General features: G+C 70.3%; 20 protein-coding genes and 1 pseudogene. 14 read left to right on the top strand and 7 right to left on the bottom strand.

Annotated features, from left to right (window positions below; translation table 11 throughout):
• Positions 1–11: 11 nt before the first annotated feature.
• On the bottom strand, positions 12–1,703 hold the full coding sequence (locus ACH4RC_RS13400) for a CocE/NonD family hydrolase (RefSeq protein ID WP_398199330.1): 1,692 nt from the start codon (positions 1,701–1,703) through the stop codon (positions 12–14).
• Between the two features lie 114 nt (positions 1,704–1,817).
• Between ACH4RC_RS13400 and ACH4RC_RS13405 the strand changes: the two genes are divergently transcribed.
• The gene (locus ACH4RC_RS13405; RefSeq protein ID WP_398199333.1) at positions 1,818–2,417 is read left to right on the top strand and encodes a TetR/AcrR family transcriptional regulator; all 600 of its coding nucleotides are present in this window, start codon (positions 1,818–1,820) and stop codon (positions 2,415–2,417) included.
• Between the two features lie 197 nt (positions 2,418–2,614).
• Positions 2,615–4,072 (top strand): amidase, encoded by a 1,458-nt coding sequence (locus tag ACH4RC_RS13410; RefSeq protein ID WP_398199336.1) that lies wholly within the window; start codon positions 2,615–2,617, stop codon positions 4,070–4,072.
• Between the two features lie 33 nt (positions 4,073–4,105).
• Here ACH4RC_RS13410 and ACH4RC_RS13415 read toward each other — a convergent pair whose 3' ends face one another.
• On the bottom strand, positions 4,106–4,966 hold the full coding sequence (locus ACH4RC_RS13415) for a PaaX family transcriptional regulator C-terminal domain-containing protein (protein ID WP_398199338.1): 861 nt from the start codon (positions 4,964–4,966) through the stop codon (positions 4,106–4,108).
• Positions 4,967–5,074: 108 nt separating this feature from the next.
• Here ACH4RC_RS13415 and ACH4RC_RS13420 point away from each other — a divergent pair, with 108 nt between their 5' ends.
• The 8 genes from ACH4RC_RS13420 (at position 5,075) to ACH4RC_RS13455 (ending at position 12,171) form a co-directional block, all read left to right on the top strand.
• Positions 5,075–6,004 (top strand): SDR family NAD(P)-dependent oxidoreductase, encoded by a 930-nt coding sequence (locus ACH4RC_RS13420; RefSeq protein ID WP_398199340.1) that lies wholly within the window; start codon positions 5,075–5,077, stop codon positions 6,002–6,004.
• 1 nt (position 6,005) lies between these two features.
• Positions 6,006–6,893, top strand: a complete 888-nt coding sequence (locus ACH4RC_RS13425) for an amidohydrolase family protein (RefSeq protein ID WP_398199343.1) — start codon at positions 6,006–6,008, stop codon at positions 6,891–6,893.
• 10 nt (positions 6,894–6,903) lie between these two features.
• The gene (locus ACH4RC_RS13430) at positions 6,904–8,460 is read left to right on the top strand and encodes a long-chain fatty acid--CoA ligase (protein WP_398199346.1); all 1,557 of its coding nucleotides are present in this window, start codon (positions 6,904–6,906) and stop codon (positions 8,458–8,460) included.
• Positions 8,457–8,915 (top strand): MaoC family dehydratase, encoded by a 459-nt coding sequence (locus ACH4RC_RS13435; protein WP_398199348.1) that lies wholly within the window; start codon positions 8,457–8,459, stop codon positions 8,913–8,915. Before ACH4RC_RS13430 ends, ACH4RC_RS13435 begins: the two co-directional genes overlap by 4 nt.
• A gap of 224 nt (positions 8,916–9,139) precedes the next feature.
• Positions 9,140–9,640: a pyridoxamine 5'-phosphate oxidase family protein gene (locus tag ACH4RC_RS13440; protein ID WP_398199350.1), complete on the top strand. Its 501-nt coding sequence runs from the start codon at positions 9,140–9,142 to the stop codon at positions 9,638–9,640.
• Between the two features lie 247 nt (positions 9,641–9,887).
• Positions 9,888–10,670 (top strand): DoxX family protein, encoded by a 783-nt coding sequence (locus ACH4RC_RS13445; RefSeq protein WP_398199352.1) that lies wholly within the window; start codon positions 9,888–9,890, stop codon positions 10,668–10,670.
• Positions 10,671–10,789: 119 nt separating this feature from the next.
• The gene (locus ACH4RC_RS13450) at positions 10,790–11,527 is read left to right on the top strand and encodes a dienelactone hydrolase family protein (RefSeq protein WP_398199354.1); all 738 of its coding nucleotides are present in this window, start codon (positions 10,790–10,792) and stop codon (positions 11,525–11,527) included.
• 299 nt (positions 11,528–11,826) lie between these two features.
• Positions 11,827–12,171: a hypothetical protein gene (locus ACH4RC_RS13455; protein ID WP_398199355.1), complete on the top strand. Its 345-nt coding sequence runs from the start codon at positions 11,827–11,829 to the stop codon at positions 12,169–12,171.
• Between the two features lie 745 nt (positions 12,172–12,916).
• Here ACH4RC_RS13455 and ACH4RC_RS13460 read toward each other — a convergent pair.
• The gene (locus tag ACH4RC_RS13460; RefSeq protein WP_398199357.1) at positions 12,917–13,414 is read right to left on the bottom strand and encodes a hypothetical protein; all 498 of its coding nucleotides are present in this window, start codon (positions 13,412–13,414) and stop codon (positions 12,917–12,919) included.
• Positions 13,415–13,591: 177 nt separating this feature from the next.
• On the opposite strand from ACH4RC_RS13460, the gene ACH4RC_RS13465 reads away from it, so the two are divergent.
• From ACH4RC_RS13465 to ACH4RC_RS13475, 3 genes and pseudogenes are all read left to right on the top strand, one after another.
• A complete protein-coding gene (locus ACH4RC_RS13465; RefSeq protein ID WP_398199359.1) occupies positions 13,592–14,548 on the top strand; it encodes an ABC transporter ATP-binding protein in 957 nt (318 codons plus the stop codon).
• A pseudogene (locus ACH4RC_RS13470) lies at positions 14,545–15,332 on the top strand (ABC transporter permease). The gene ACH4RC_RS13465 and the pseudogene ACH4RC_RS13470 overlap by 4 nt, the downstream one beginning before the upstream one ends.
• A 12-nt stretch (positions 15,333–15,344) precedes the next feature.
• The gene (locus ACH4RC_RS13475; RefSeq protein ID WP_398199361.1) at positions 15,345–16,151 is read left to right on the top strand and encodes a MerR family transcriptional regulator; all 807 of its coding nucleotides are present in this window, start codon (positions 15,345–15,347) and stop codon (positions 16,149–16,151) included.
• A gap of 168 nt (positions 16,152–16,319) precedes the next feature.
• Here the strand turns inward: ACH4RC_RS13475 and ACH4RC_RS13480 are convergent, their stop codons facing one another.
• The 4 genes from ACH4RC_RS13480 to ACH4RC_RS13495 form a co-directional block, all read right to left on the bottom strand.
• Positions 16,320–16,661, bottom strand: coding sequence for a beta/gamma crystallin domain-containing protein (locus ACH4RC_RS13480; RefSeq protein WP_398199363.1), 342 nt, complete (start codon positions 16,659–16,661; stop codon positions 16,320–16,322).
• A 44-nt stretch (positions 16,662–16,705) separates the two neighbouring features.
• Positions 16,706–17,539, bottom strand: coding sequence for an alpha/beta fold hydrolase (locus ACH4RC_RS13485; protein WP_398199366.1), 834 nt, complete (start codon positions 17,537–17,539; stop codon positions 16,706–16,708).
• Between the two features lie 99 nt (positions 17,540–17,638).
• Complete coding sequence (locus ACH4RC_RS13490) at positions 17,639–18,487, bottom strand: alpha/beta fold hydrolase (protein WP_398199369.1); 849 nt, start codon at positions 18,485–18,487, stop codon at positions 17,639–17,641.
• Between the two features lie 450 nt (positions 18,488–18,937).
• On the bottom strand, positions 18,938–20,083 hold the full coding sequence (locus tag ACH4RC_RS13495; RefSeq protein ID WP_398199372.1) for a serine hydrolase domain-containing protein: 1,146 nt from the start codon (positions 20,081–20,083) through the stop codon (positions 18,938–18,940).
• 435 nt (positions 20,084–20,518) lie between these two features.
• Here ACH4RC_RS13495 and ACH4RC_RS13500 point away from each other — a divergent pair, with 435 nt between their 5' ends.
• Positions 20,519–23,719 (top strand): AfsR/SARP family transcriptional regulator, encoded by a 3,201-nt coding sequence (locus ACH4RC_RS13500; protein ID WP_398199375.1) that lies wholly within the window; start codon positions 20,519–20,521, stop codon positions 23,717–23,719.
• Positions 23,720–23,808 lie beyond the last annotated feature (89 nt).

Consider the following 23,808-nt stretch of genomic DNA (forward strand, 5'->3'; position numbering starts at 1 on the left):
TGGCCGGTAGGTCAGGAGGCATCCGGCGGTGCGACCGTGACGGTCAGCCGGGACGCGTGGCCGCCGCCGGTGCGCAGCCCTTGCGTGCCGGGTTTGGTGACCACGGCCGTCCAGGGGTTCTCGCCGGTGCCGGTGGTGGGCAGGAACAGCGGGTGGTCGCTGCCGGCCACGATGAGCGCGAGACGGTGTCCGCGGCGCAGCCGGTATCCGGTGTGTCCGAGGTCGATGCCGATCTCGCCGGATGCTGTGGCTGTGGTGACGTGATGCTGTCCGCGGGCGATCAGCCGGGCCTCGCCTTCCGGGTTCAGGTCGAGGAGTTTGGCGAAGACGTCGAAGGCGGGGGCGGTGCCGGTGACCATCAGGTGCAGGCCGATCGGTCCGGCCAGGTCCAGCGGTTCGTCGAGTACCGGGCCGGAGAACGCGAGGACGTCCGGGCGGGCGGCGACGGGCGCGAAGTCGGGGTGGCTGTGCAGAACGGCGAACGAGTCGTCGACCAGGGAGGGCACGGGGCTGTCCGGGTCGTGGATCCAGTGCGCGTCGGCTGCCCGGGCCGTGGGCGCGTCGGCGAGGAGACCGCCGGGCAGGGCGCCGGTCGCGTGGTCCGGTTCGTCGAGCCAGTAGGTGCGAGTGGTGCTGCCGGGCGGCGGCCATGTCGACGCGGTCCGCCATTGCGCGTGGCCGAGTTCCCAGCTCACCTTCGCCAGCGAGCCGGCCGGGCGCACGCCCTTCAGGAAGACGTCGAAGAAGTCGAGGGCCGGGCCGACGTATTCCGGCAGCATCCGGGCGAGGGCGTTCTCGTCGAGGCCGTGGTCGTTCTCGGGTGCGACGGGGGCGTCGGACAGGCGGTAGTTCTCGTGGTCGATGGCTCCGGCCCACAGGTATTGCAGGGCGTTCCAGCCGGGCCGGGAGGCCAGTTCGGCGTAGTCCCGCATGTGGGCGGCGCCGATGTTGTCGAACCAGCCGACGCAGTGGAGCACCGGTACGGGGCGGGCGTCGAAGGGGTGCAGGCCGGGCTGGGTCGGCAGGTCGGCCTGGCGGGGGGCCATGAGGTCGAACCAGGCGGAGCGGGCGCCGATGGCGTCGAAGACCTGCTCGAACTGGTCGAGGAGCGGGCGGGCGCGGCGGTCGACCTCGTACTCGTAGGTGTCGTGGTCGACCCAGTGGTGGGCGAAGTACTCGATGCCCTCCAGCCAGACGGGCGCGGGCTGCTCGTCGGGCCGCCAGATGGTGCTGAAGTCGGCGGCGGTGACCCGCGGCACGATGGCCCGCAATGCCGGGTGTTCCGAGGCTACGGCGGCCCATTGGGTGAAGCCGTAGTAGGAGTCACCGAACATGCCGACCCGGCCGTCGGACCAGGGCTGGTGGACGATCCAGTCGATGGAGTCGTAGCCGTCCTGCGGCTCGCGCAGGAAGGGCAGGGTCCGGCCGCCCGAGCGGAACTTGCCGCGGACGTCCTGGACCACCACGGCGTAGCCGCGGGTGGTGAACAGCCGGGCGATCCGGTCGAAGTACACGTACCGGCTGTTCTTGTCGTACGGGAGGCGGACGAGCACCGCCGGGAACACCGCTTCGGCGTCCCTCTGCTCCGCGGGGTGGTGCGCGGGGAGGTAGACGTCGGTGGCGAGCCGCACGCCGTCGCGCATGCGGACCATGTACTGCCGGGCGTTCTCGGAGAGCGGCGCCGCGCCGACCCTTTCGAACATGAAGGGCATGGTGGCGTCTCCAGCCAGATGAGATACAACAGCGTTGCATAACGCTGTTGCGTGACAAGATGACACCCGTTCGCCATCAGGTCAACACCCCTTAAGGTCGAGGACATGCCGATCGAGGTAGACGAGGTCCAGCGGCTCGACGAGATCGCCGCCGCCACCATCGAGGTCGCCCGCGAGCGCGGGGTCCGGGCCGTGACCATCCGCGCCGTCGCCCAACGGCTCGGCGGATCCACGGCGATGGTCACGAACTACATCCCCAGCCGGTCGGCCCTCATGGCCAACGCGCTGCGCCGGGCGGACAAGGAATGGGGGCACCAGGAGGAGGAGGCGCTCAAGGGCACCGCCGACGACGATCGACTGCCCGCGCTGCTGCGCTGGATGTGCACCACGACAGCCGACGACGAAGTCATGCGCCGGCTGCTGTTCGAAATCATCAGCGAGGGGCCGGCCGCCGGAAAGGAGGTCGAGCAGGTCCGCGACTCGACCGCGCGCGCCCATCGCGAGGGCTTCCGGGAGCTCGCGACCGAGGCGGGCCTCCCGTCCGCCGCGGAGGCGGGCGACATTCTCCACCTGCTGCTGCGCGGGTACTGGCTGTCCACCCTCGAGGACCCGCAGAGCTGGCCCGCCGAACGCGGCACCCACATCGCCCTGACCGTCCTGGAGATGCTCCGCCGGGGCCTACCGGACCTGCCGACGACGACCTGAGACCGCCCCTCGACCCTTGACAAGCCGTGGCACGGACATCAGGGTGAGCGGAAATAAAACGCTGTTTCATCACAGCGTTCGCCGCCCTTGGCGGCTCCTCGGCCCCAGCACCTCTCCATGCCCGTGTCCGTCATGTCTGCGTCCGTGCCGCCGCGGCACCGTCCCGCGCCCCCGGCACCCCATCCCCAGAGGCGATCATGGAAACCCAGAAGCCCGCTGCCCCGCTGTGGCAGCGCTCCGCCGTCGAACTGGCCGCCGCCATCCGCACGGGCGACGTCTCGTCCGTCGAGGTCGTGCGGTCCTGTCTCGGCCGCATCGAAGAGACGAACCCGCGGCTGAACGCCCTCGTCGACCTCCGTCCCGACGAGGCGCTGGCCGACGCACGCCGCGCCGACGCGGCCGTGGCCGCCGGCGAACGGCTCGGCCCCCTGCACGGAGTCCCCGTCTCCACCAAGATCAATACCGATCAGCGGGGTCACGTCACCAGCAATGGCGTCGCGGCTCTCGCCGGACCGCCGGCGAAGGAGGACGCCGCGTGTGTCGCGGCCCTGCGCACGGCCGGTGCCGTCCTGCTCGGCCGCAGCAACTCCCCTGCCTTCTCCTACCGTTGGTTCTCCACGAACGACCTGCACGGGCGCACCCTCAACCCCTGGGACGCCGACCGTACGCCGGGCGGCTCCAGCGGCGGCGCGTCCAGCAGTCTCGCCGCGGGCATGACGCCGCTCGCCCAGGGCAACGACATCGGCGGTTCGATCCGCTACCCGGCCGCCTGCTGCGGCGTGGTCGGTGTCCGCCCCACTGTGGGCCGGGTCTCCGGATGGATGCCGCCCGTGCACATCGAGACCCCGGACGGCCCGGCCCGGCTCGACTTCCCGCTCACCGCCCAAGCCTGCGCCGTCGAGGGCCCGTTGGCACGAACCGTGGCCGATGCCCGGCTGGCGCTCGACGTCATGACCTCACCCGATCTGCGCGACCCCTTCGGCATCCCCGTCGCACCCGGCCGCCCGGCAGGCGGCGCGAAGCCCCGCGTCGGCCTGGTGCGCGACATCGGCACCGTCCGCAACCACTCCGCCGTCGACGCCGCGCTGGACGCCGCCGCCACCCGCCTGTCCGCGGCCGGGTACGAGGTCGAGGAGTTCGAGGCGGCTTCCGTGCTCGCCGAGGCCGCCCGTCTGTGGTCCTTGCTGATCTACGAGGACTTCCGCGCCGTGGTGCCCCTGGTGGAGCAGGTCGGCGACGAGGGCATCCGCACCTCGCTCAGGTACTCCTTCGCCGCCGCCGCCGACGTCTGGGGTGAACGCCCGACCCTGGACGCCTACATCCAGGGCTGGGCCCGGCGCGGCTCACTGATCGGCCGGCTCCAGGAGCTGCTCGGCACCGACCGGGTCCTGCTCACTCCCATCGCCGCCGAACTGCCCTTCGAGCAGGACGCCGACCTCAAGGGAGCCGAGCGCGCATCCGAGATGCTCGCCGCGATGTGGCCCATGGCCGCGGTGCCGATTCTCGGCTTCCCCGCCGTGAGCGTGCCCGCCGTGCACGCGGACGGGCTGCCGGTCGGTGTCCAGCTCATCGCCGGACGGTTCGCCGAGGAGCTGGCCCTGGATGCGGCGCAGGTCGTGGAGGACGGCGCGCCGCGGCTCGCCCCCTCTCTGTGACCGGCCGCCGGCCGCAAAATGTGAACCCGAGAGTCAACGCGCCGCGTTGACCGGGATGGTCTCCAGTACCTCGTCCACAAGGCGCCGGGCCGGGGCGTCGAAGCGGGCCGACAGTGTCCGGAAGACCTGCTCAGCCCGGATGGCGGGCCATTCGGCGGGCAACTGCTCCGCCGGCAGCCGGGGATCCGACCGCACGGACCGCAGCCAGTCGGTGTGCAGGAGCAGTTGTCTCGCAAGGTCGTCCACGGCCTCCGGCAGCGGATCCGGGTGGTCCCACCGGTCCAGGAACACGCGGTAGCGCGCGGCGATCCCCTCCGTGTCGAAGGCCCGCCGCACGAGCTGGCCCGCTTCGGTGGGTTCCGCCGTGCGTCCGCACAGCACGCTGACGCAGTCGTCCAGATCCAGGCCGTCGATCACGGCGCTCACGTCGACGCGCCCCGGCGCGATCCACAGACCGTTGTGGAGCGGGCCGAACCCGGCCCACTCCAGCCGGGAGCGCAACTCGTGGCGACGGCTGCGCCATGCCTCGGGCAGCGAGAAGCCCACCCACGTCCACGAGCCGTCCCACGCGCGGTTGACCGCGCCCTCGCGCCACACACGCTCATGCCCGTCGCGCAGCACGGCGTACGACCGCTCGGTCAGCGCGAAGTACATGCGCCGGCCGCCACGGTGCCGGGCCAGCAGATCGCGTTTGACCATCCGGGCCAGGGTGGAGCGCACCGCGTCCTCGGAGACACCGACGCGCGAGAACACGTCGATGACGCTGCCCGAGTACACCGCGCCGCCGCCCTTGAGGACGTACAGCCCAAGAAAGCTCAGCATCAGCGACTGCGGTCGCGGCGCCGACGTACCGCTCTCCTCGTCCTCCTCGGGCACTGCTTGCGCGCTGGTCACGCCGCTCAGTCTAGACAGCCATCAATGTTCGGCAACTTCTTGACCGCCGCCACAACAGTGCCTAACGTCATGCGGAATCACCACACCCCGAGACAAGGACCCAGCACCATGAATCTGTCCAACCGCGTGGAACTGAGCGGCAAAGTGGCTGTCGTCACCGGCAGCGGGCGCGGGCTCGGACTCGCCTACGTCCGCGCCCTGGCCGCGGCCGGAGCCGCCGTGGTCGTCAACGACGTCGACCCTGGGGCGGTGGACCAGGCGGTGGCCGCGATCACGGAGACCGGCGGCCGCGCGATCGGCGTGACCGCCGCCGTCGGCGAGACGGACACCGCCGAACTCCTGGTCTCCCGGGCGGTGGAGAGCTTCGGCCGACTGGACGTCATGGTCACCAACGCCGGCATCCTCCGCGACCGCGTGCTGTGGAAGATGACCGACGACGACTTCGACGCAGTCATCAAGGTGCATCTGCGCGCCACCTTCACCTGCGCTCGCGCGGCCGCCGTACAGATGCGGGCACAGGGCGAGGGCGGCCGGCTGGTCCTCATCGCCTCACCGGCCGGCCAGCGCGGCAACTTCGGGCAGACCAACTACGCCGCCGCCAAGGCCGGGATCGCGGCCATGTCCCGCACCTGGGCCATGGAACTCGCCAGGTCCGCCATCACCGTCAACGCGGTGGTACCCGTCGCGGCCACCGAGATGACCAAGACCATCCCGGCGTTCGCCCCGGCCATCGAGGCCGCCGAACGCACCGGCTCCCCGCTTCCCGCGTGGATGCGCAAGGACGAAGGGCTGGGCACGGTCGAGGACGTCGCGGGCCTGATCACCTTCCTCGCCTCCGACGTCTCCGGCGACATCACCGGACAGGCCATCGGCATCGGTGGCGACCGCCTCGCCCTGTGGGCGCATCCCACGGAGAAGGCCGTCGCGTTCGCCGACGGCGGCTGGAGCGCCGAGAGCATCGCCGAACGCTGGCACGGCGAGGTCGGCGCGGAGCCCGAGACCTACGGCATCCCCGCCCCCACCGCGCCGGGAGCCTGACATGGCCGACCGCGCGCTCGACATGGACAAGCTGACGGCGATCGACGTGCACACGCACGCCGAAATCTCCAAGGACGGACACGGCTCGCTCAGCCCCGAACTGTTCGGCGCCTCCGAGAAGTACTTCAAGGCGCACGGCCACCGCCGCCCGACCATCGACGAGATGGCCGACCACTACCGCGAACGCCGCATGGCCGCCGTCGTGTTCACGGTCGACGCCGAACACGCCACGGGACACCCGCGCATCTCCAACGAAGAGATCGCCGAGAGCTGCGCCGCCCATGCCGACGCCCTGATCCCGTTCGCCTCCGTCGACCCCCACAAAGGGCGCGCAGGCGTCCGCGAGGCACGCCGTCTGGTCACCGAACACGGCGTGCGCGGTTTCAAGTTCCACCCCAGCATCCAGGCTTTCTCCCCCGACGACCGGCTCGCCTATCCGCTCTACGAGGCCATCGAGGAGCTCGGGGTGCCCGCCCTGTTCCACACGGGCCAGACCGGGATCGGCGCCGGTGTCCCGGGAGGAGGCGGAATCCGGCTGAAGTACTCCAACCCCATGCTGGTCGACGACGTCGCCACCGACTTCCCCCAGCTGCGCATCATCCTGGCTCACCCGTCCTTCCCCTGGCAGGACGAGGCTCTCGCGGTGGCCACGCACAAACCCCATGTCCACATCGACCTGTCGGGCTGGTCGCCGAAGTACTTCCCGCCCCAGCTCGTGCGCTACGCGAACTCGCTGCTCCAGGACAAGGTCCTCTTCGGCTCCGACTACCCCGTGATCACCCCGGACCGCTGGCTCGCGGACTTCGCCGCCCTCGACATCAAGACGGAGGTCCGCCCGAAGATCCTCAAGGAGAACGCGGCCCGCCTGCTCGGCCTCACCAAGGATTGAGAGGTCCACCGTGCGCGACCAAGGCATCGGATCCTGGCCCGCCCGCCGGGCCCGTAAGACACCGGACCGCGTCGCGGTCGTCCACGACGACCGCCAGTGGACCTACCGGGAGCTGCACGCAAGAGTGCTGCGACTCGCCCACGCCCTGCGCGCGCTGGGCATCGGCAGGGGTGACCGCGTCGCCTATCTGGGCCCCAACCATCCGACCTTCCTGGAGACGCTGTTCGCCGCCGGAACGCTCGGTGCGGTCTTCGTCCCTCTCAACACCCGCCTCGCCGCGGCCGAACTCGCCCACCAGCTCGCCGACTCCGGCAGCACCGTCCTGATCCACGCCCGCGAACTGTCCGAAGTCGCCGCCGCGGCCGCCCCGGAACCCACCGTGGCCCGCATCCCACTCACCTCCCCCGTGGACGATGCTCCGGACTACGAGACACTCCTCGCCGCCGAGGACGCCGCGCCCCTCGACGAACCGGTGTCTCCCGACGACCCCTGCATGATCATGTACACCTCGGGGACCACGGGCCGCGCCAAGGGCGCCGTCCTCACCCACGCGAACATCACCTGGAACAGCGTCAACGTCCTGATCGACGTCGATCTGGCCTCGGACGAGGTGACGTTGGTGACCGCGCCGCTCTTCCACACCGCGGGCCTGAACATGACCTGCCTGCCCACCCTCCTCAAGGGCGGCCGCGTCGTCCTCCTGCGCGCCTTCGACCCCGACCGCGTCCTCGAACTCATCGCGGTCCACCGTGTGACGTACATGTTCGCCGTCCCCACCATGTACGACGCCATGTCCGCCCGACCGGCCTGGGCGAGCGCGGACCTCTCCAGTCTGCGCACCCTCAACTGCGGCGGCGCACCCGTCCCCGAACGCACCATCGCCGCCTACCTCGCCCGCGGCCTCGCCTTCGGCCAGGGCTACGGCATGACCGAGGCCTCTCCCGGCATCCTCTACCTCGACCGGGAACAGACCACGGCCAGAGCCGGCTCCGCGGGAGTACCGCACTTCTTCACCGACATCCGCGTCGTCCGGCCCGACGGCGGGGACGCGGACGCCGGAGAGAAGGGCGAGATCCTCGTCACCGGGCCCCACGTGATGACGGGCTACTGGCACCTGCCAGGACCGACGGCGGACGCCTTCACCCCGGACGGCCGGTGGCTGCGCACGGGTGACATCGCCCGGCTGGACGAGGACGGGTACGCCTACATCGTCGACCGGGTGAAGGACATGTTCATCTCCGGCGGTGAGAACGTCTATCCCGCCGAGGTCGAGGACGCGATCCTGGGGCACCCCGCCGTCGCCGAGTGCGCGGTCATCGGCGTCCCGGACGCCACGTGGGGCGAGGCAGGACGTGCCGTCGTCGTCCTGCGACCGGATCACCAGACCGACGAGGCGGAACTCCTCGCACATCTGCGCAGCAGACTCGCCAAGTACAAGATCCCCAAGTCCGTGATCTTCACCCGGCGCCTGCCCCGCACCGCGTCCGGCAAGCTCGTCAAACCGGCCATCCGCACCGCCTACGCGTCCGGCACGGCCGACCCCACCCGAAAGGACCCTCAGCCATGACCCTCAGCGCAAACGGCCTGGACGAACTCAAGGCCCTGACCGGCAAGAACCTCGGACACACCAACTGGCTGGAGATCACCCAGGACCGGGTGAACACCTTCGCCGACGCCACCGGCGACCACCAGTGGATCCACACCGCCCCCGAGAAGGCCAAGAACGGCCCCTTCGGCACCACCATCGCCCACGGCTACCTCACCCTGAGCCTCATCATCCCCCTCTTCAACGAACTCCTCGAGATCACCGGAACAACCATGAGCGTCAACTACGGCCTGGAGAAAGCTCGCTTCCCGAGCCCTGTGCCAGTCGGCGCCAAGATCCGGCTGGGCGCAGTCGTCGACTCCGTGGAGGACGTCAAGGGCAACGGTGTCCAGATGCAGCTGACGTTCACCGTCGAGGTCGACGGCAGCGAGAAACCGGCGTGCGTGGCTCAGGCCGTCTACCGCCACTACGTTTAGCGCTGGGTTCCCGCACGCGCCGACGGGTACGGGGGCGCGGCGAAGGCCGGGATGGTCTTCGAGCCAGGTCCGCGCGGACGAGCTGCGATGACCGGACACGTGCCGGTGCGGAAGTCCGTGGGTTCGTGAGTCGGCTTGTCCGAGGGGCCAGGACGTTCCAGTGTCGAGAACGCCGCGCCGGCTCCGTCCCCGGAGTACCAGTGGCCACGACGGAGGGAATCGCCATGCAGCCGAACGAGATCACCGAGGTCCTGAGCCGACCGGTCAGCCAGGAGCTCCTGGCCCGTGACATGACCCGCCTGGCTTACGTGGCCCAGGACGGCACGCCCCGCAGCATCCCGATCATCTTCGCCTGGAACGGCGCGGAGATCGTCATGAGTACGCCCAAGAACGCCCCGAAACTCAAAGCGCTGCGCCAGAACCCGATGGTCGCCCTGACGATGGACACCGAGGTCCACCCGCCGAAGATCCTGCTCGTCCGGGGCCGGGCCGCACTGGACTACGTCGACGGCATCCCCGACGAGTACCTCCAGACGACCACCAGCTACGAGATGACGCCCGAGCAACGGGTCGAGTGGGAGAAGGAAGTGCGTTCGCTGTACCACGACGGCATGGTCCGCATCGTCGTCACCCCGACCTGGGCCAAGCTGATCGACTTCGAGACGACGCTGCCGAGCGCCGTCGAGGAGCTGATCCGGCGGCGGGAGGAGCGCGAGCGCGCCTGAGCCCGGTATCCGCGCCGTGGATCAGCGGCATCACAACTCGCGATGAGCAGGGGGATTCCGTCGGGGACCGCGTCGCCCGCACAGTGTCGCGTACGTCATCGGCCGGTACGCCGCGACGGCACGCGACCGCGTCCGCCAGGGCACCGGTGTGCCGCAAGGCGCCCGGCATCCGACGCCTGACACCGACACCCGACGTGAGCGGCAACGCTCAACGCTCACCATGCCACCCGCGCGAGAGGACCCCTCCATGTCCGGACCCCGGTCGGAAACACTGCGGCGCACTCTCGGCCTCGCCCCGGCCCACCGCTTCCAGTCCTTCGCCCCGACGGTCGCACGCGTGCTCGGCGGGGTTGTCATGGCGGTCCACGGCATCGACAAACTCAGCGACGGACCGGCCGGGTTCGCAGCGTTCCTGGGCGGCATGGGCGTCCCCGCGCCGACGCTGACGGGCTGGGCCGTGGCCATCGGGGAGACCTTCGGCGGGCTGCTGCTCGTCGTCGGGCTGCTGTCCCGGTGGACGGCGCTGCTGCTGACCGCCCATCTGTGCGTGGCGGGCGCTCTGGTCAACGTGGACACCGGGTTCATGACGCCCCAGCAGGGCTCGGCGAGCGGAGCGGGGCTGGAGTTCCCGCTGATGATGGGGGCGGCGTTCCTCGTCGTCCTGCTGGCAGGGCCCGGGCCGCTCGCGCTCGACCGCGCGCTGGGCATCGAAGCCGTGCCGACGCCCCCGCCCCGCAAGCCCTCGTCCCCCGCCGTGTCGCCGTCAGCGGTCCGCGCCTCCCTCATCAGCGGCGCCATCGGGGGACTCATCGGCGCCGGGATGAGCGCGCTGGCCAACTACCTGGTCGTCGGCGTCCCCGCCGGCGCCGGCGCGAACGCCGCCAACCATGCCGTCTCCGGACTGATCAGCGGGTTCCTCGCCGGTTTCCTCGGACTGCTGACACATCAGCGCAGGCACGCCCGCACCCCGCTCACCGAGAAGGACGGAACCGGCCTGCCCGAGCCCCTGCCCGGCCGGGCCGGAGGCTGAGGGTGGCGAAGAAGGCGTCGATGCCGCCCCGGGCCGTATGCGAGCGGGTTGTCCGCGCTGCTCTGCCAGCAGCAGAAGAGCGGCCGGACCGGGCTCGACGATCACTACAGTCCGGACTCATGACGACGATTACGACGCGCACGGTCGAGTATCCGGCCGACGGTCTGACCATGATCGGGCACCTCGCGCTCCCGGCCGGTGTCGACCGCCGGCCCGCGGTGCTGCTCGGACCGGAGGGCATGGGGCTCAGCGACATCGAGCGCCGCCGGGCCGATGCTCTCGCCGAGTTGGGATATACGGCGCTGGCCTTCGACCTTCACGGCGGGCGCTATTTGAGCGACCCCGAGGAGATGCTGGCCCGTTGCATGCCCCTGCTCGCTGATCCCGACCGGATGCGGAGCATCGGCCATGCGGCGCTCGACGTGTTGCGCGCCGAACCGCGGACCGACCCCGACCGGATCGCCGCCGTCGGATACGGCACCGGGGGCGCCGTCGGGCTGGAACTCGGGCGCGACGGCGTCAACCTGCGCGCGATCGGCACGGTCAACGCAACTACCACGGGCCGACCGGGCGAGGCAGAGCGCATCCGCTGCCCGGTGTGGGCCGGAGTCGGGTCGGAAGACCCGATCATGCCGCCCGCGCGATGGGACGCGTTCACCGCCGAGATGCAGGCCGCGGGCGTCGACTGGCGCCTCACGGTCTACGGCGGCGCCTTGCACGCCTTCCATCACCCGCCGGTCGACCACTCCACGGTCCCTGGCGTCGGCTACCACCCACAGCACGCGCGGCGAGCCTGGCGCGACGTCGTCGACCTGCTCGCCGAGTGCCTGCCGGTGACCGAGGACCGGGGGGCATGATCCCAGCAGACATGCGGGTACCAGGCTTGGGCTTGGGGGGATGTCCAACGTCGGCCAGCCGTTCCAGCAGGTGGCCGAGTGCGGCCTGGCAGCACTATCGCAGCCGCCAGCGCCACGGTCATGCGGCAGTGGACGGCCTGACAGGTGCCACCCGCCCTGACCAGCAGGCCTCGGAGCCTTCCGGAGTAATGCAGATTCGTTTCCTCACTGTCCGTTCGGGTGAAGCACCGGTGCCCGGTGCGCTCACCGGGCAATAAGGCCACGGCATGCTCCCTTCCCGTCTGCAGAAAGACTCCTCGATGCGTTTTCGCTCCGCCTTCACGGCCCTTCTCGGCGCCACCCTGCTCCTCGCCGCGAACCCCGCTTCCGCCTCCGCCGCGACCGGCCAGTTCCGCTACGACTACGTCACCGACGAGGGCTACGACGTCACCGGCTTCCTCACCAACCCGCCCAACGAGCAATGCCTCACCCTCCCCGGCGTCGGCCCGGACAACCCACAGCCCGGCCACTCACCCAAGAACCGCACCGACGCCTGGGCCACCGTCTTCACCGAGCCCGGCTGCCAGGGCGAGTTCTTCAGGCTCCGCCCGCACACCGGAGGGGCCTCGGAGCGGCTGAAGGTACGCTCAGTCGTCTTCGACTGAGCACGCCGCCACGGCTGTTGCCTGCTTGAGTCGGTGCCCGCTGCCGGGCCAGGCGGCTACTGAACGCGGCCGACTGCGCACCGGGTTACGGCCGCCGCACCCGGCCGCACCGCCAGCGGATAAAAGGTGCACGGCGTGCTCCCTTCGCGGCGAGCGAGCGCAGGGTGACCCCGGCGACTCGGGCCGGTGGCCCCGGCCTCCGGCCCGAGTCGCCGCCGCACCGGCCCACGTACACAGCCGTACACAGCCGTGTACAGCCGCAAGGCAAAGCATGCAGACGTCGGCCGACGCGGTGCGGGTGCCGGGGTGCCGTAGTACACCGCAGGAACGCGCGGCAATAGCGGCAGCCCGCGGGCGGCCGAGGCACCGCACCGTAGCCGCCAGCGCCCCGGTGACGGATGACGGGGTGTCCGGTTGCCGCCGCGCATGGTGCCCGCGAGCAGAGGCGCGCAGCCTGAACGGGGAGCAGGACCGCCGAGGGGCCGGGTCCGGGGCCCCTCGGCCGCACGGGCCGACAACTCAACCGCGTGCTGGCCGCCGCGTCTCAGCACGGCACCCATAAGTGTCCTCCCCCAGGTCGGCATATGCCACGGCCCGGGTCGGAAATCCACCTGCAAGGCGGATCCGGCAGGAAGACGATCGTGTCGGTCTTCGAACTCGCTCGCGGGCGCGGCTAGTTACACCTTCCAGCGCCTGATCGCCACGCTGAAGGCCTGGCGGGGCATCGCGACTCGATACGCAGGCCCTAGTCGGGGACTCCTGGCATGCCCCATTGGGCGGCTCTGTCGCCGACCTGGGCTTTGGGGCAGGTATGGCGCCATGTGGTGAGGGCCGGGGGGCGGCCCGGGCGCCCGAAGAGAAGCTGCCGACCGTGCAGCCTCAGGCGGAGTCTTGCCAGGTCGTGGACGTTGTCGTGGATGAGGAGGACGCGGGCTACGTGGTACGGGTCGTGTTCGGTGATCTGTCCGCCGACGCGGCGGAGGACGAGCCTGGAAGGGCCGTCGGTGCCGCCCGGGACGATGCGCGCCTCGACCAGACGCCGTCGGTCCCACATCCAGTACGCGCTCTCCCCCAGTAGGTAGAGGGCACCTGCGTAGAGGACCCATGCGGCGTCCGAGTCCGTCCACAGCGCCAGGCCGAGGAAGCCGAGGCAGCCGGCCGTAATCCCGATGCGCCGGAGCCGCGGAACCATCTGCATGCTCTTGTCGTCCGCGTCCCAGAGCAGGTCATCACTCGAAGCCATGCCGCCATCATGGGCTCTGTCCGCCATCGCGGAAAGCCCAGAGAGCGCCTCCAAGGGCGCGTCGCTGCAAGGGAGTTGGCCTCAGACTGTGCTGCGCGCAGAATGAGTCACCGGGTGAAGGCCGTGCGGCCGTGCTGGTTGACCCTGACGCAGGGGCAACCTCTCAGCATGGCCAGCATGACGACGAGAACCAGCGCGATCGAGGTCGCCGGGCTACGCAAGTCGTACGGCGACCACGAGGTGGTCGCCGGAGTCGACCTGACTGTCCCCACAGGCACCGTCTACGCCCTGCTCGGGCCGAACGGGGCCGGTAAGACCACCACCGTCCGGATCCTGTCCACGTTGCTCCCCGCGGACGCCGGTGAGGCTCGGGTGGCCGGCTACGACATGCGCCGCAGGGCAGACCAGGTACGTGCGTCGATCGGAGTGACCGGCCAGTTCTCCGCCGTGGACGAGTTACTGACCGGGCGGGAGAATCTGCGGCTGATGGCCGACCTCGGTCACCTCGACCGGCGCCAGGCGGAGAGCGTGGTGGAGCAGCTGCTGGAGCGGTTCCGCCTGGCTGGTGCCGCCGACCGGCGCGCGGTGACGTACTCCGGCGGAATGAAGCGGCGGCTGGATTTGGCGATGACCCTGGTTGCCGGGCCACGGCTGATCTTCCTCGACGAGCCGACCACCGGCCTCGACCCGCGCAGCCGCCGTGACCTGTGGGGGATCGTGCGGGAACTGGTGACCGACGGGGTCACTGTCTTCCTCACCACCCAGTATCTGGAGGAGGCCGATCAACTCGCCGACCGGATCGGTGTGCTCGACGGAGGCCGACTGGTCGCCGAGGGGACCGCGGCCGAGCTGAAGCGGCTGGTCCCCGGCGGTCGTGTCGAACTCCAGGCCGCCGACAGCCAACGGCTGGCCGAATTGGCGCGCCGGTTTCCCGGGGCGACCCCGAACGCAGCGGCGCTGACCCTGACCCTGCCGCACGACGGCAGCCTCACCACGCTGCGGCGGCTGTTGGCCGGGATCGACGACGACACGGTCACCGGACTCGCTGTGCACACCGCGGACCTGGACGACGTGTTCCTGGCTCTGACCGACCGCTCCACCGTCGACGAGTCTTTTGAGGAGGTGCCGGTATGAGTAGTGCGACGTACGCCGTCCGAGATTCGGCGACCATGCTGCGCCGCAACCTGAAGCACATGGCCCGCTACCCGTCGCAGACGCTGATGCTGATCGGGCTGCCGCTGCTGTTCCTGCTGCTGTTCGTCTACGTCTTCGGCGGCACCATGGGCGTCGGTCTTCCCGGCGCCCCGGCGGCAGACCGCGGTGACTACCTGACGTTCATCACTCCCGGGATCCTCGTGATGGCGGTGGCGAGCGTGTCCATCAGCACGGCGGTCTCGGTCGCAGCCGACATGACCGGCGGGATCATCGACCGGTTCCGCACCATGCCGATCGCCAGGGTCTCGGTGCTCACCGGCCATGTGCTGGGCGCGATGGTCCTGACCGCGCTGGCCCTCGCCACGGTCTTCGGGGTGGCGTTCCTGCTGGGTTCGCAGACCGCGGCCTCGGGGGCGCAGTGGTTGGGCCTGATCGGGCTGCTCGCTCTGCTGTCGTTCGCGATGACCTGGTTCACCGTGGCGCTGGGGCTGGCCAGCCCGACCCCGGAAGCCGCGAGCAACTGGCCCATGATCTTCATCATGCTGCCGTCAGCGGGTTCGTGCCGGTGGAGTCGATGCCGACCGGGCTGCGGTGGTTCGCCGAGTACCAGCCGTTCACGCCGGTCATGAACGCTTTCCGCGGTCTGCTGGCCGGATCGCCTGATTCTTCGGACGTGCTCCGGGCCATCGGCTGGTGCGTGGCGATCGGGCTGGTCGGCTACCTCTGGTCGCGGCATCTCTACCGGACCCGGGCCTCGAACTAGGAGACTGGACTGATGCTGACTATCGGCGAGCTGGCGTCGTATGCCGGAGTGACGGTGCGCGCGGTGCGGCACTATCACGCCAAGGGGCTGCTGCCGGAGCCGGATCGGGACCACTCGGGCTATCGGAGGTACGGCGCCGACTCAGTGGTCGAGTTGGTCAGGATCCGGTCCCTCGCCGAGGCCGGGGTCCCTCTGGCGCGCGTGCGGGAGTTGCTGCGGGCGGACCAGGAGGAGTTCGCCGCGGCGGTCGCGGATATCGATGAGCGGCTGCGGGCGGAGATCCGGGAGCGGCAGCGACACCGCGAGCGGATCGCCCGCCTCGCCGCCGGGGAGAGCCTGGTACTGCCCCAGGAGGTGGTCGAGTACCTCGACAGGCTGCGAGCGCTCGGGGTCGACGAACGGGTTGTCCAGGTCGAGCGCGACGGCTGGATCCCGCTGGCCACGCGCTCACCCGAGCGCGTCCCGGAGTGGATGGCACGCAAGCGGGAGCAGATCGCCGACCCGCGGTTCATCGACTTCTATCTCACCCTGAGCGAAGCTCTCGAGCGCACCGCCGACGACTCACGGCTGGAAGAACTGGCCGACAAGTTGGCGGCATACGTTACGCAGGTAGCCGACGAGCAGGGCGAGTTCTACGTCGATGACACCGGCCTCGAGCCGCCGTTCGCGGAGCTGCTGGACACGCATGTGTTCGACACCTTGCCGCCGGCCCGTCGGCTGATCGAGCTGCTGACGAAGCGAGGCTGGACCGGCTGGACCAAGCTGGAGCGCGTGAACCCAACACGGGGTGCGACCGGAACCCGTAGCTCAGTGGGCTGAACGGGTAGGGCGGCGCGGGGCCGCGACCGGTCCCCCGTTCCGGTCGCGGCCCCGTGGGGAGAAGTGTCCAGGTCGGTCACGAGCCGCAGCAACGACGCCGCCGCGGAAGTGAGTGTCTGCGCCCTCACTGACGAGGACGGGCTGTTACCTCATTCGCGGCGACAGGTGCTACCAGACTCTGATCTTCGTGATCTTGTGGATGGGCGCGCCGGTGACCTTCCCATAACTCCATTTCTCGACGGTCTCGCTGGTCGCGGCCGCGCCCAGTCTCGGCACGTAGTCCAACGTGACCTTGTTGTTGCCGGTCCAGATCCGGTCCACGCCGTAGATCGCCACGCTTTGCACGCCCGCGTTGGCGAAGCAGAGGGAGCCGCCCGCATTGTGAATCGTCAGGTAACCCGATTCAGTACAACCGACGCGGTTGAGAGCGGATGCTGACGACGCAGGCAGCACGACGGCTGTGGCGCCGGCCGCCAGGACTACTGCGAGACGTGTGATGAAGCGCTTCATCGGTGAGTGGTTCCTTTCTTGGTGGTGGGGTGCTGCCGAGGGCGTTATTTGGCGAGGAAGGCCAGGAGTGCCTGGGTGACTTCCTGGCCGTGGGTCCACAGCAGGCCGTGGGGGGCGCCCTCGATGACGACGTAGTCGGCCTGAGGGAGTTCCTGGTGGAAGCGGTTGCCGGTGGCCTCGATGGGCAGGATGCGGTCGCTGGTGCCGTGCAGGATCAGCGCCGGGACGTCGATCTTGGGAAGGTCGGCACGGAAGTCGGTGGACCAGGTCGCCACGCAAGCCAGGGAGGCGTGCGAGGAGGCTCCGGCGGCGACGTTCCAGCTGTTGCGGACGGCTTCCTCGCTGATGCGGGTGCCGAGGTTCTCGTCGAGGTTGTAGAAGTCCTCGTAGAACGCGGTGAAGTAGGCGTAGCGGTCGGCGGTGACGGCCCCTTCGATGTCCTTGAATATCGTGCCGTCGACGCCGCCGGGGTTGTCGTCGGTCTTCAGCAGGAAGGGCTCGAGGGAGGCCAGGAAGGCGGCCTTGGCTATGCGGGCGGAGCCGTAGGCACCCAGGTAGCGGCCGACCTCGCCGGTGCCCATGGAGAAGCCGACCAGGACCACGTCGTTGAGGTCGAGGGTCTCCAGGAGCGTGTGCAGATCGGCGGCGAAGGTGTCGTAGTCGTAGCCGGTGGTGGGCCGGCTGGAGCGGCCGAAACCGCGCCGGTCGTACGTGATGACGCGGTAGCCGGCCGACAGCAGGGCGGCGGACTGCTTCTCCCAGGAGTGGCCGTCGAGCGGGTAGCCGTGGATCAGCACGACCGGCTGTCCGGTGCCATGGTCCTCGTAGTACAGCTCGATGCTGGTCGAGTTCTCCTGGCCGACGGTGATGAACGCCATGGTGGTTACTGCCTTTCGCTGAGGTTCGCGTCTGGTGGTCCGGTGCCCGGGCGGGCGTGACAGTGGGGCGTGTGAGGAGGGTGGCTCAGGGGCTGTCGGTCAGCGGACCGTGCGGGCCGCCTGCTGCACGATGCGGGCGACGGCGTCGGGGTGGGACACGGACACCGCGTGTGACGCGTCGATGGTCGTGGTGCGGGCCTTGGCACGGGCCGACATGTAGCGCTGGGCGGCCACGGGGATGTTGAGGTCGCGGGTGGTGATCAGCGACCAGGCGGGGATCGTCTTCCAGGCGGCGGCCGTCGACTCCTCCTCCAGCGCGGCGGCGGCGACCGGTCGCTGCCCTGCCGCCATCAGCCTGGCTTCGGCCTCGGGCACGTCGGCGGCGAACTGGGCGCGGAACTTCTCCGGCTTGATGTACACGTCCGCGCCCTGACCACCGTCGGGCAGGGTGTAGTCGACGGACTCGATCGCCTGGCCGAGGGTGCTGCCGGGGAACTTGTTCGTCAGCCCGAGTGAGCTCTCGCCCGTGTCGGGCAGGAACGCGGCGATGTAGACCAGCGCCTTCACCTTGTCCTCCAGGCCCACGGCGGCCTGGCTGATGACGGTGCCGCCGTAGGAGTGGCCGACCAGGACGACGGGCCCGTCGATGTGCTGGACGACACTGCGCAGGTAAGCGGCGTCGGTCGCCGGACCGCGCAGCGGATTGGCGGCGGACACGACGGGGTAGCCCGCCCGATGCAGCCGAGTGACGACACCGTCCCAGCTCGCGGCGTCGGCGAACGCCCCGTGCTCCAGCACGATCGTCGGACGTGTCGTGGGGCGGGGGGCCGCTTCGGCGGTGCCCAGCAGGGTGACGGCGGCCAGGGACAGTCCTGCGGCCGCTGTGACACCGAGCAGGGCGGATCTGCGGCTCGGACGGGCCGGACGGGCCGGACGGGTGATGTGCATGCGGGTATCCAATTCCTTGACGCGCGGCCCTCGTCGGACCGTACTGGTGAAGTCGTCAGGTGCGTTCGGGAGCCGAAGCACCGCGCATCCTGCGGACGACTGAAGGGAGCGGACGACTGAAGAGGGCGGACGACTGAAGGGGGGTGCGCTCCGTCTGCGCCGTGCGACCGGCGCGTACAGGGGCATCGAGGGATGACGCGCCGCAGGGGATACGAGAGCGTCTGCCAGGCGGCGGCTCTGCTCCGTCCCGGAGCACCATCCGTCCCCGGCTGCCGAGGGCGAGCGTCATGCGCCACGAGTCATGTGCCATGAGTCATGACTCATGCGCCCTACGCACTGTCCTACGAGCGAAGGACAGGATCGGTTCACCCCGAGAACGGGTTGTTCATGTGCGGGCGTCGAGCATGACCGTGAGATTCCCGGGCGGCCCCGGGGCGGACCGGGCGGCGCTCAGTCGGTGGAGCCCAGGACCTCGTAGACATGCCTGACGTAGCTGTGGGTGCGCTCCGAGCCGAGGATGCCGTCGCCCAGCCGGTTCATCGTGTACGAGAAGGTGACGCGTCGATCGAGGTCCATCATGACGATCGAACCGCCACGGCCGACCCAGAAACATATCTTCCCGGTGGGCATGTGCGGCATCGTCCTCGCATCGGCGAGTGCGAAGCCGAGGCCCCAGCGCACGGGGACACCCAGGAACAGATCTACCCCGTCCGCTTGTACGTCGAGGGCCTTTTCGACCGTTTCCGCGGAGAGGAGCCGGAGACCGTTCACCTGGCCGCGCCGTGAGATCACGGAGAGGGCCCGGGCCATGCCTCGCGCGTTGCCGTGCCCGTTGACCGCCCCGAGCTCGGCATGGCGCCACTGCGGGGTGTCGACGTGCTCGTCCCGGGCGGGGCTTCCGAGCAGCGTCTTGGTGAAGATGGCGTCGGGGTCGAGGTCGGCGGGTATTCCCGAGAGCGGCGAGGGGGCCACCAGCTCGGCGATACGCGGCCAGTCGGCCTGCCGCGCACCGATCTGGACGTCGGCACGTGACGGCTTGGCGATCTCGGTGTCGACGAACTCGGCCAGAGTACGGCCGCTGACCCGCCGGACCAGCTCACCCACCAACTGTCCCTGGGTCTGGACGTGGTAGCCCGAGGCACTGCCCGGCTCCCACCAGGGCGCCTGCCCGGCCAGCCGGGCGCTCGCGGTAGGCCAGTCGTACAGCTCGTCCATGGTGAAAGGCTGCTGCCAGCCGGAGAGCCCCGAGGTGTGTGCCAGGACATGCCGCACCTCGATGTTCTGCTTGCCCTGAGCGGCGAATTCGGGCCAGTAGTGCGCGACCGGGCGAGAGAGGTCCAGCATCCCCCGATCGACCAGGATGAGGGCCGCCAGGCTGCTGAGCGTCTTGGTCGTCGACCACAGGCTGACCACCGTGTCCCGGTGCCAGGGGGCGGTGCGCGCTTCGTCCGTATGCCCACCCCACAGATCTACCTCCATGACTCCGTCGACATCCACGGCGATCGACGCCCCCAGTTCCTCGCCGGACTCCAGGTGCGCTGCCAGTGCCGCCCGCACCGGTTCGAACCGGGCGGTGCTCGTTCCTTCGACGACCATGTCTCTTCCTCGTTCCTGCGTTTCTGACGACGACCGTTCGCTCCCTCAACGGAACGAAGGTCACGCTGGTTCACCCGTCCTCGAAGACGGAGACATCCGGGCGGCAGAGGTAGGAGGCGGCCTGGCTGCACTGGTGCTCCCGGCGTCCCGGCGTCTCCCAGCGCCGGCGACGGCAAAAGGACGGGCACAGCGATCCCGCCCCGTGCCGCGGCCGTCGGCCTCGTCATACTGCTAATCTCCTGTCCGATATGTGGGAAGTGGGCAACGGGGCCCCCTCGGCGGCGAACATGCCACCGCGTCGAGAGCCGCGCGAATGCCCGGCTCACCGGCGTCCCTTCTGGCACCGCGGACGTGGATCACCTACCTGTCCGCTTGCCATGGTCATGTGCGTGCCCCCGGTGGCGGCGCCATCGAGCAGGATTCCGGGTGGGTGCGTTGACAGCTCTGACACAGGGTCTCGACTTCGGCCTGCTGGGTCCGCTGGTGGTACGGCGGGCGGGCGCGGTACTCGATCCGGGCCGGCGCAGGCAGCGGCTGCTGCTGATCTGCCTGCTGCTCGCCGACGGCCGGGCGGTCCCACCGCAGACGTTGACCGACGAACTGTGGCCGCAGCAGCCGGGGCAGAACCCGGGCGGAGCGACGGCCTCGCTGCACGCTCACGTCAGTAAGGTGCGCGCGGTCCTGGAACCCCAGCACCTGCGCCGGCAGGGCGCCTTCGAGGTGCTGGTCACCGAGCCCCTTGGCTACGCCCTGCGCGTACCGCCCGAGAGCCGTGACACCGTACGCTTCGAGCAGGCCCTGGCCCAGGCCCACAGGTTCATGGACCTGGGCCGGCCCGAACGGGCCGTGGAAGAGGCGGGTAAGGCCCTGGGGATGTGGCGCGGCAGCGCGTTCGCCGACGCCGCGCACCACCTGTTCGCCGTTCATGAGACCGCACGCCTGGAAGAACTGCGGCAGACCACCCGCGAGATCCGCACCACCGCCCTGCTCCTGCAAGGCCGGATCACCGAAGCCCTGAACGCGGCGCAGGCAATGACCACAGAGCACCCTCTACGGGAAACCGGCTGGGCTCTGCTGCTGCGTGCCCTGTACCTCGCGGGCCGGCACCCCGAAGCGCTGCAGCGTTACACCGACCTGCGCCGGCACCTCGCCGACGAGCTCGGCCTCGAACCCGGCCCCTCCCTGCGCGCCCTGCACCACGGCATCCTCCACCACGACCTGCCGCCCCTTCACACGGGCGCCATGCCGGACGGGTTCGGCGCCGCGCCCGTCCCCGGCGTCGGTACCGGGCACGGCCGTGGCCCGGCCGCACCGGCCAGGTCCGCAGGACCGGACGAGGACGCGGACGCGGACGCGGACGCGGACGAAGCGGCAACGGACGAAGCGGCAGCGGCCGAAGCGGCAGCGGCCGATCGGTCCGCTGCGCGTCGCGCCCCGGCAGCCGCCGCCGAGGAAGCCACGTCGCCGCCTCTGGCGCGTCCGGCCCAACTGCCGCGCACGCTTCCCGTGTACGTGGGGCGGGCGGCCGAGGGCGCGTGGCTGTCGGCCGCGAGCGGTGCACCGGACGGTTCCGACCCTGACGCTGCCCCTGTCTTCGTCGTCAGCGGTGCTCCCGGTGTCGGAAAGACCACCTTCGTCGTCCACCACTCCCACCGCATCGCCCCCTCTTTCCCCGACGGGCAGCTCTTCGTCGACCTGTGCGGATTCCACCCTCACGCCCCCGCAGTCGAACCCGGCAACGCCCTGCACGGCTTCCTCACCGCCCTCGGCGTTCCCGCCCAGCGCATCCCCGAGGACACCCCCGGCCGCAGCACCCTTTTCCGCACTTTCCTCGCCGACCGGCAGATGCTGCTCGTCCTGGACAACGCCCGCGACGAGCAGCAGGTGCGCCCCCTGCTCCCCGGAGGAGCGGGCTGCCTCACCCTCATCACCAGCCGTAACCAGCTGCCCGGTCTGATCACCACTGACGGTGCCAGACCCCTCACCCTGCCGCTGCCCTCGCGGACGGAAGCGCGCCAAGCCCTCGAACGACGCCTGGGAAGCGAACGACTGGCTGACGAGCCCGCCGCCGCAGCCGACATCGTCCGCCTGTGCGGGCGGCTTCCCCTGGCGCTGGCCGTGGTCGCCGCCCGCGCCGAACTCGACCCCTCCTTCCCCCTGCACGCCATAGCCGACGACCTGCGAGACGCGCACGGCGGCCTCGAAGCGTTCACCGGCTTCGACAGCACCACGGACGTACGCGCCGTCTTCTCCTGGTCCTACCGGTCCCTGGACGAGCCCACCGCCCGGCTCTTCCGCTTGCTGGCCCTCCACCCCGGCCCGCACATCACCGCACCCGCGGCCGCCGGCCTCGCCGGCCTCTCCCTCCCCCGGACCCGCCGCGCACTGGCCGCCCTGGTCGGTTCCTGCCTGGTGGAGCAGCCGCTGCCCGGCCGCTACAGCCTGCACGACCTTCTGCGCGGCTACGCCAGCGAGCTCACCCACACCCACGACAGCACCCGGGAACGCCACGACGCCACGCTCCGCTCCCTGGATCACTACCTGTTCACCGCCTACGAGGCCAACCAGCTCCTGAAACAGGACACCTCGTCCGACCTCGACCTCGGCACACCCGCCCCAGGGGTCACTCCGGAGAGACTCACCACCATCCAGCAGGCGACCCGATGGCTCACCGCCGAGCACCAGGTGCTGACCGGTCTGCTCCACACCGCCGTCAGCCGGCAGCTGGACCACCACACCACCGGACTGTCCTGGTCACTCAAGGAGTACCTCCACCGCCAGGAGTTCTGGCCCGAAGCCATCACCGCGCTGACCCCCGCCCTCGAAGTGGCCCGACGCCAGAACAACCGCCTCGAGGAAGGCCGTTGCCTACGCCACCTCGGCCACATCCACGGCTACCTCGGCCACCAGGAGCAGGCGCTTCAGCACCTGCGACGCGCGACCACGATCTTCGAGGAACTCGACGCGACCGGCGAGCAGGCCCGAACCCACTACGTCACGGCGTGCGCGCTGTTCCTGTTCGGCCAGGTCCAGGAGGCCGTGGCCTTCTCCGAGCGGGGACTGGAACTGTCCCGGGAGACCGGTGAGGAGTTGTGGCTGGCCGAGTGCCTCATCGAGCTCGCCTGGTTCCACTCCAACCTGGGTCATCTCGAAAAGAGCCTGTCGTACAGCGAGGAGGGCATCGCCCTGTTCCAGCGCCTGGACGCGCCCTGGCAGCTCGCCCAGGCCTGGGACATTCTGGGCTACAACCTTCGCATGCTCGGCCGTTACGACGAGTCGGTGGCCACCTACCAGCGGGCGTCGCGGGCGTTCGAGGAACTGGGGGACCACCGCAACGCCATCGGCACACTGATGCGACTCGGCGACACGCGGCTGGCCCTGGGCGACCGAGAAGGGGCGCGAGCGGACTGGGCCCGCGCTCTCGACCGCGCCGACGAGCGAGCCATGCCCCACAGCGCTCAGCAGATCCGCGACCGGCTCACCGCGCTGGACGACACGGACGCGGACCCCACGCCCACCGTGCCGGAAAGGGCGGAGGGAAGCCACCGGCTCCCGACGCCGAGGAGTGGTGACCTTGCACGTCAGGACTGCGTGCGGGACGGTTCGGCGGATGGTCACTCGTCCGCCGTCTGCTGAACCCCAGCGGGCGTACGAGGTTCTCCTGCGGTCCGGACGGTTCAGGCCGCTCCGCCGGAGCGCCATGCTTCGCGCCTGCCAGGGCCGCC

This window comes from Streptomyces sp. NPDC016845 (assembly GCF_044332585.1).
Lineage (GTDB): Bacteria > Actinomycetota > Actinomycetes > Streptomycetales > Streptomycetaceae > Streptomyces.

What these genes read in the sequence shown, in the direction of transcription:
- ACH4RC_RS13400 (WP_398199330.1), bottom strand. Translation starts at nt 1,703, where the DNA reads ATGTTCGAAAGGGTCGGCGCGGCGCCGCTCTCCGAGAACGCCCGGCAG.
- ACH4RC_RS13405 (WP_398199333.1), top strand. Translation starts at nt 1,818, where the DNA reads ATGCCGATCGAGGTAGACGAGGTCCAGCGGCTCGACGAGATCGCCGCC.
- ACH4RC_RS13410 (WP_398199336.1), top strand. Translation starts at nt 2,615, where the DNA reads ATGGAAACCCAGAAGCCCGCTGCCCCGCTGTGGCAGCGCTCCGCCGTC.
- ACH4RC_RS13420 (WP_398199340.1), top strand. Translation starts at nt 5,075, where the DNA reads ATGAATCTGTCCAACCGCGTGGAACTGAGCGGCAAAGTGGCTGTCGTC.
- ACH4RC_RS13425 (WP_398199343.1), top strand. Translation starts at nt 6,006, where the DNA reads ATGGCCGACCGCGCGCTCGACATGGACAAGCTGACGGCGATCGACGTG.
- ACH4RC_RS13435 (WP_398199348.1), top strand. Translation starts at nt 8,457, where the DNA reads ATGACCCTCAGCGCAAACGGCCTGGACGAACTCAAGGCCCTGACCGGC.
- ACH4RC_RS13440 (WP_398199350.1), top strand. Translation starts at nt 9,140, where the DNA reads ATGCAGCCGAACGAGATCACCGAGGTCCTGAGCCGACCGGTCAGCCAG.
- ACH4RC_RS13445 (WP_398199352.1), top strand. Translation starts at nt 9,888, where the DNA reads ATGTCCGGACCCCGGTCGGAAACACTGCGGCGCACTCTCGGCCTCGCC.
- ACH4RC_RS13450 (WP_398199354.1), top strand. Translation starts at nt 10,790, where the DNA reads ATGACGACGATTACGACGCGCACGGTCGAGTATCCGGCCGACGGTCTG.
- ACH4RC_RS13455 (WP_398199355.1), top strand. Translation starts at nt 11,827, where the DNA reads ATGCGTTTTCGCTCCGCCTTCACGGCCCTTCTCGGCGCCACCCTGCTC.
- ACH4RC_RS13460 (WP_398199357.1), bottom strand. Translation starts at nt 13,414, where the DNA reads ATGGCTTCGAGTGATGACCTGCTCTGGGACGCGGACGACAAGAGCATG.
- ACH4RC_RS13465 (WP_398199359.1), top strand. Translation starts at nt 13,592, where the DNA reads ATGACGACGAGAACCAGCGCGATCGAGGTCGCCGGGCTACGCAAGTCG.
- ACH4RC_RS13475 (WP_398199361.1), top strand. Translation starts at nt 15,345, where the DNA reads ATGCTGACTATCGGCGAGCTGGCGTCGTATGCCGGAGTGACGGTGCGC.
- ACH4RC_RS13480 (WP_398199363.1), bottom strand. Translation starts at nt 16,661, where the DNA reads ATGAAGCGCTTCATCACACGTCTCGCAGTAGTCCTGGCGGCCGGCGCC.
- ACH4RC_RS13485 (WP_398199366.1), bottom strand. Translation starts at nt 17,539, where the DNA reads ATGGCGTTCATCACCGTCGGCCAGGAGAACTCGACCAGCATCGAGCTG.
- ACH4RC_RS13490 (WP_398199369.1), bottom strand. Translation starts at nt 18,487, where the DNA reads ATGCACATCACCCGTCCGGCCCGTCCGGCCCGTCCGAGCCGCAGATCC.
- ACH4RC_RS13495 (WP_398199372.1), bottom strand. Translation starts at nt 20,083, where the DNA reads ATGGTCGTCGAAGGAACGAGCACCGCCCGGTTCGAACCGGTGCGGGCG.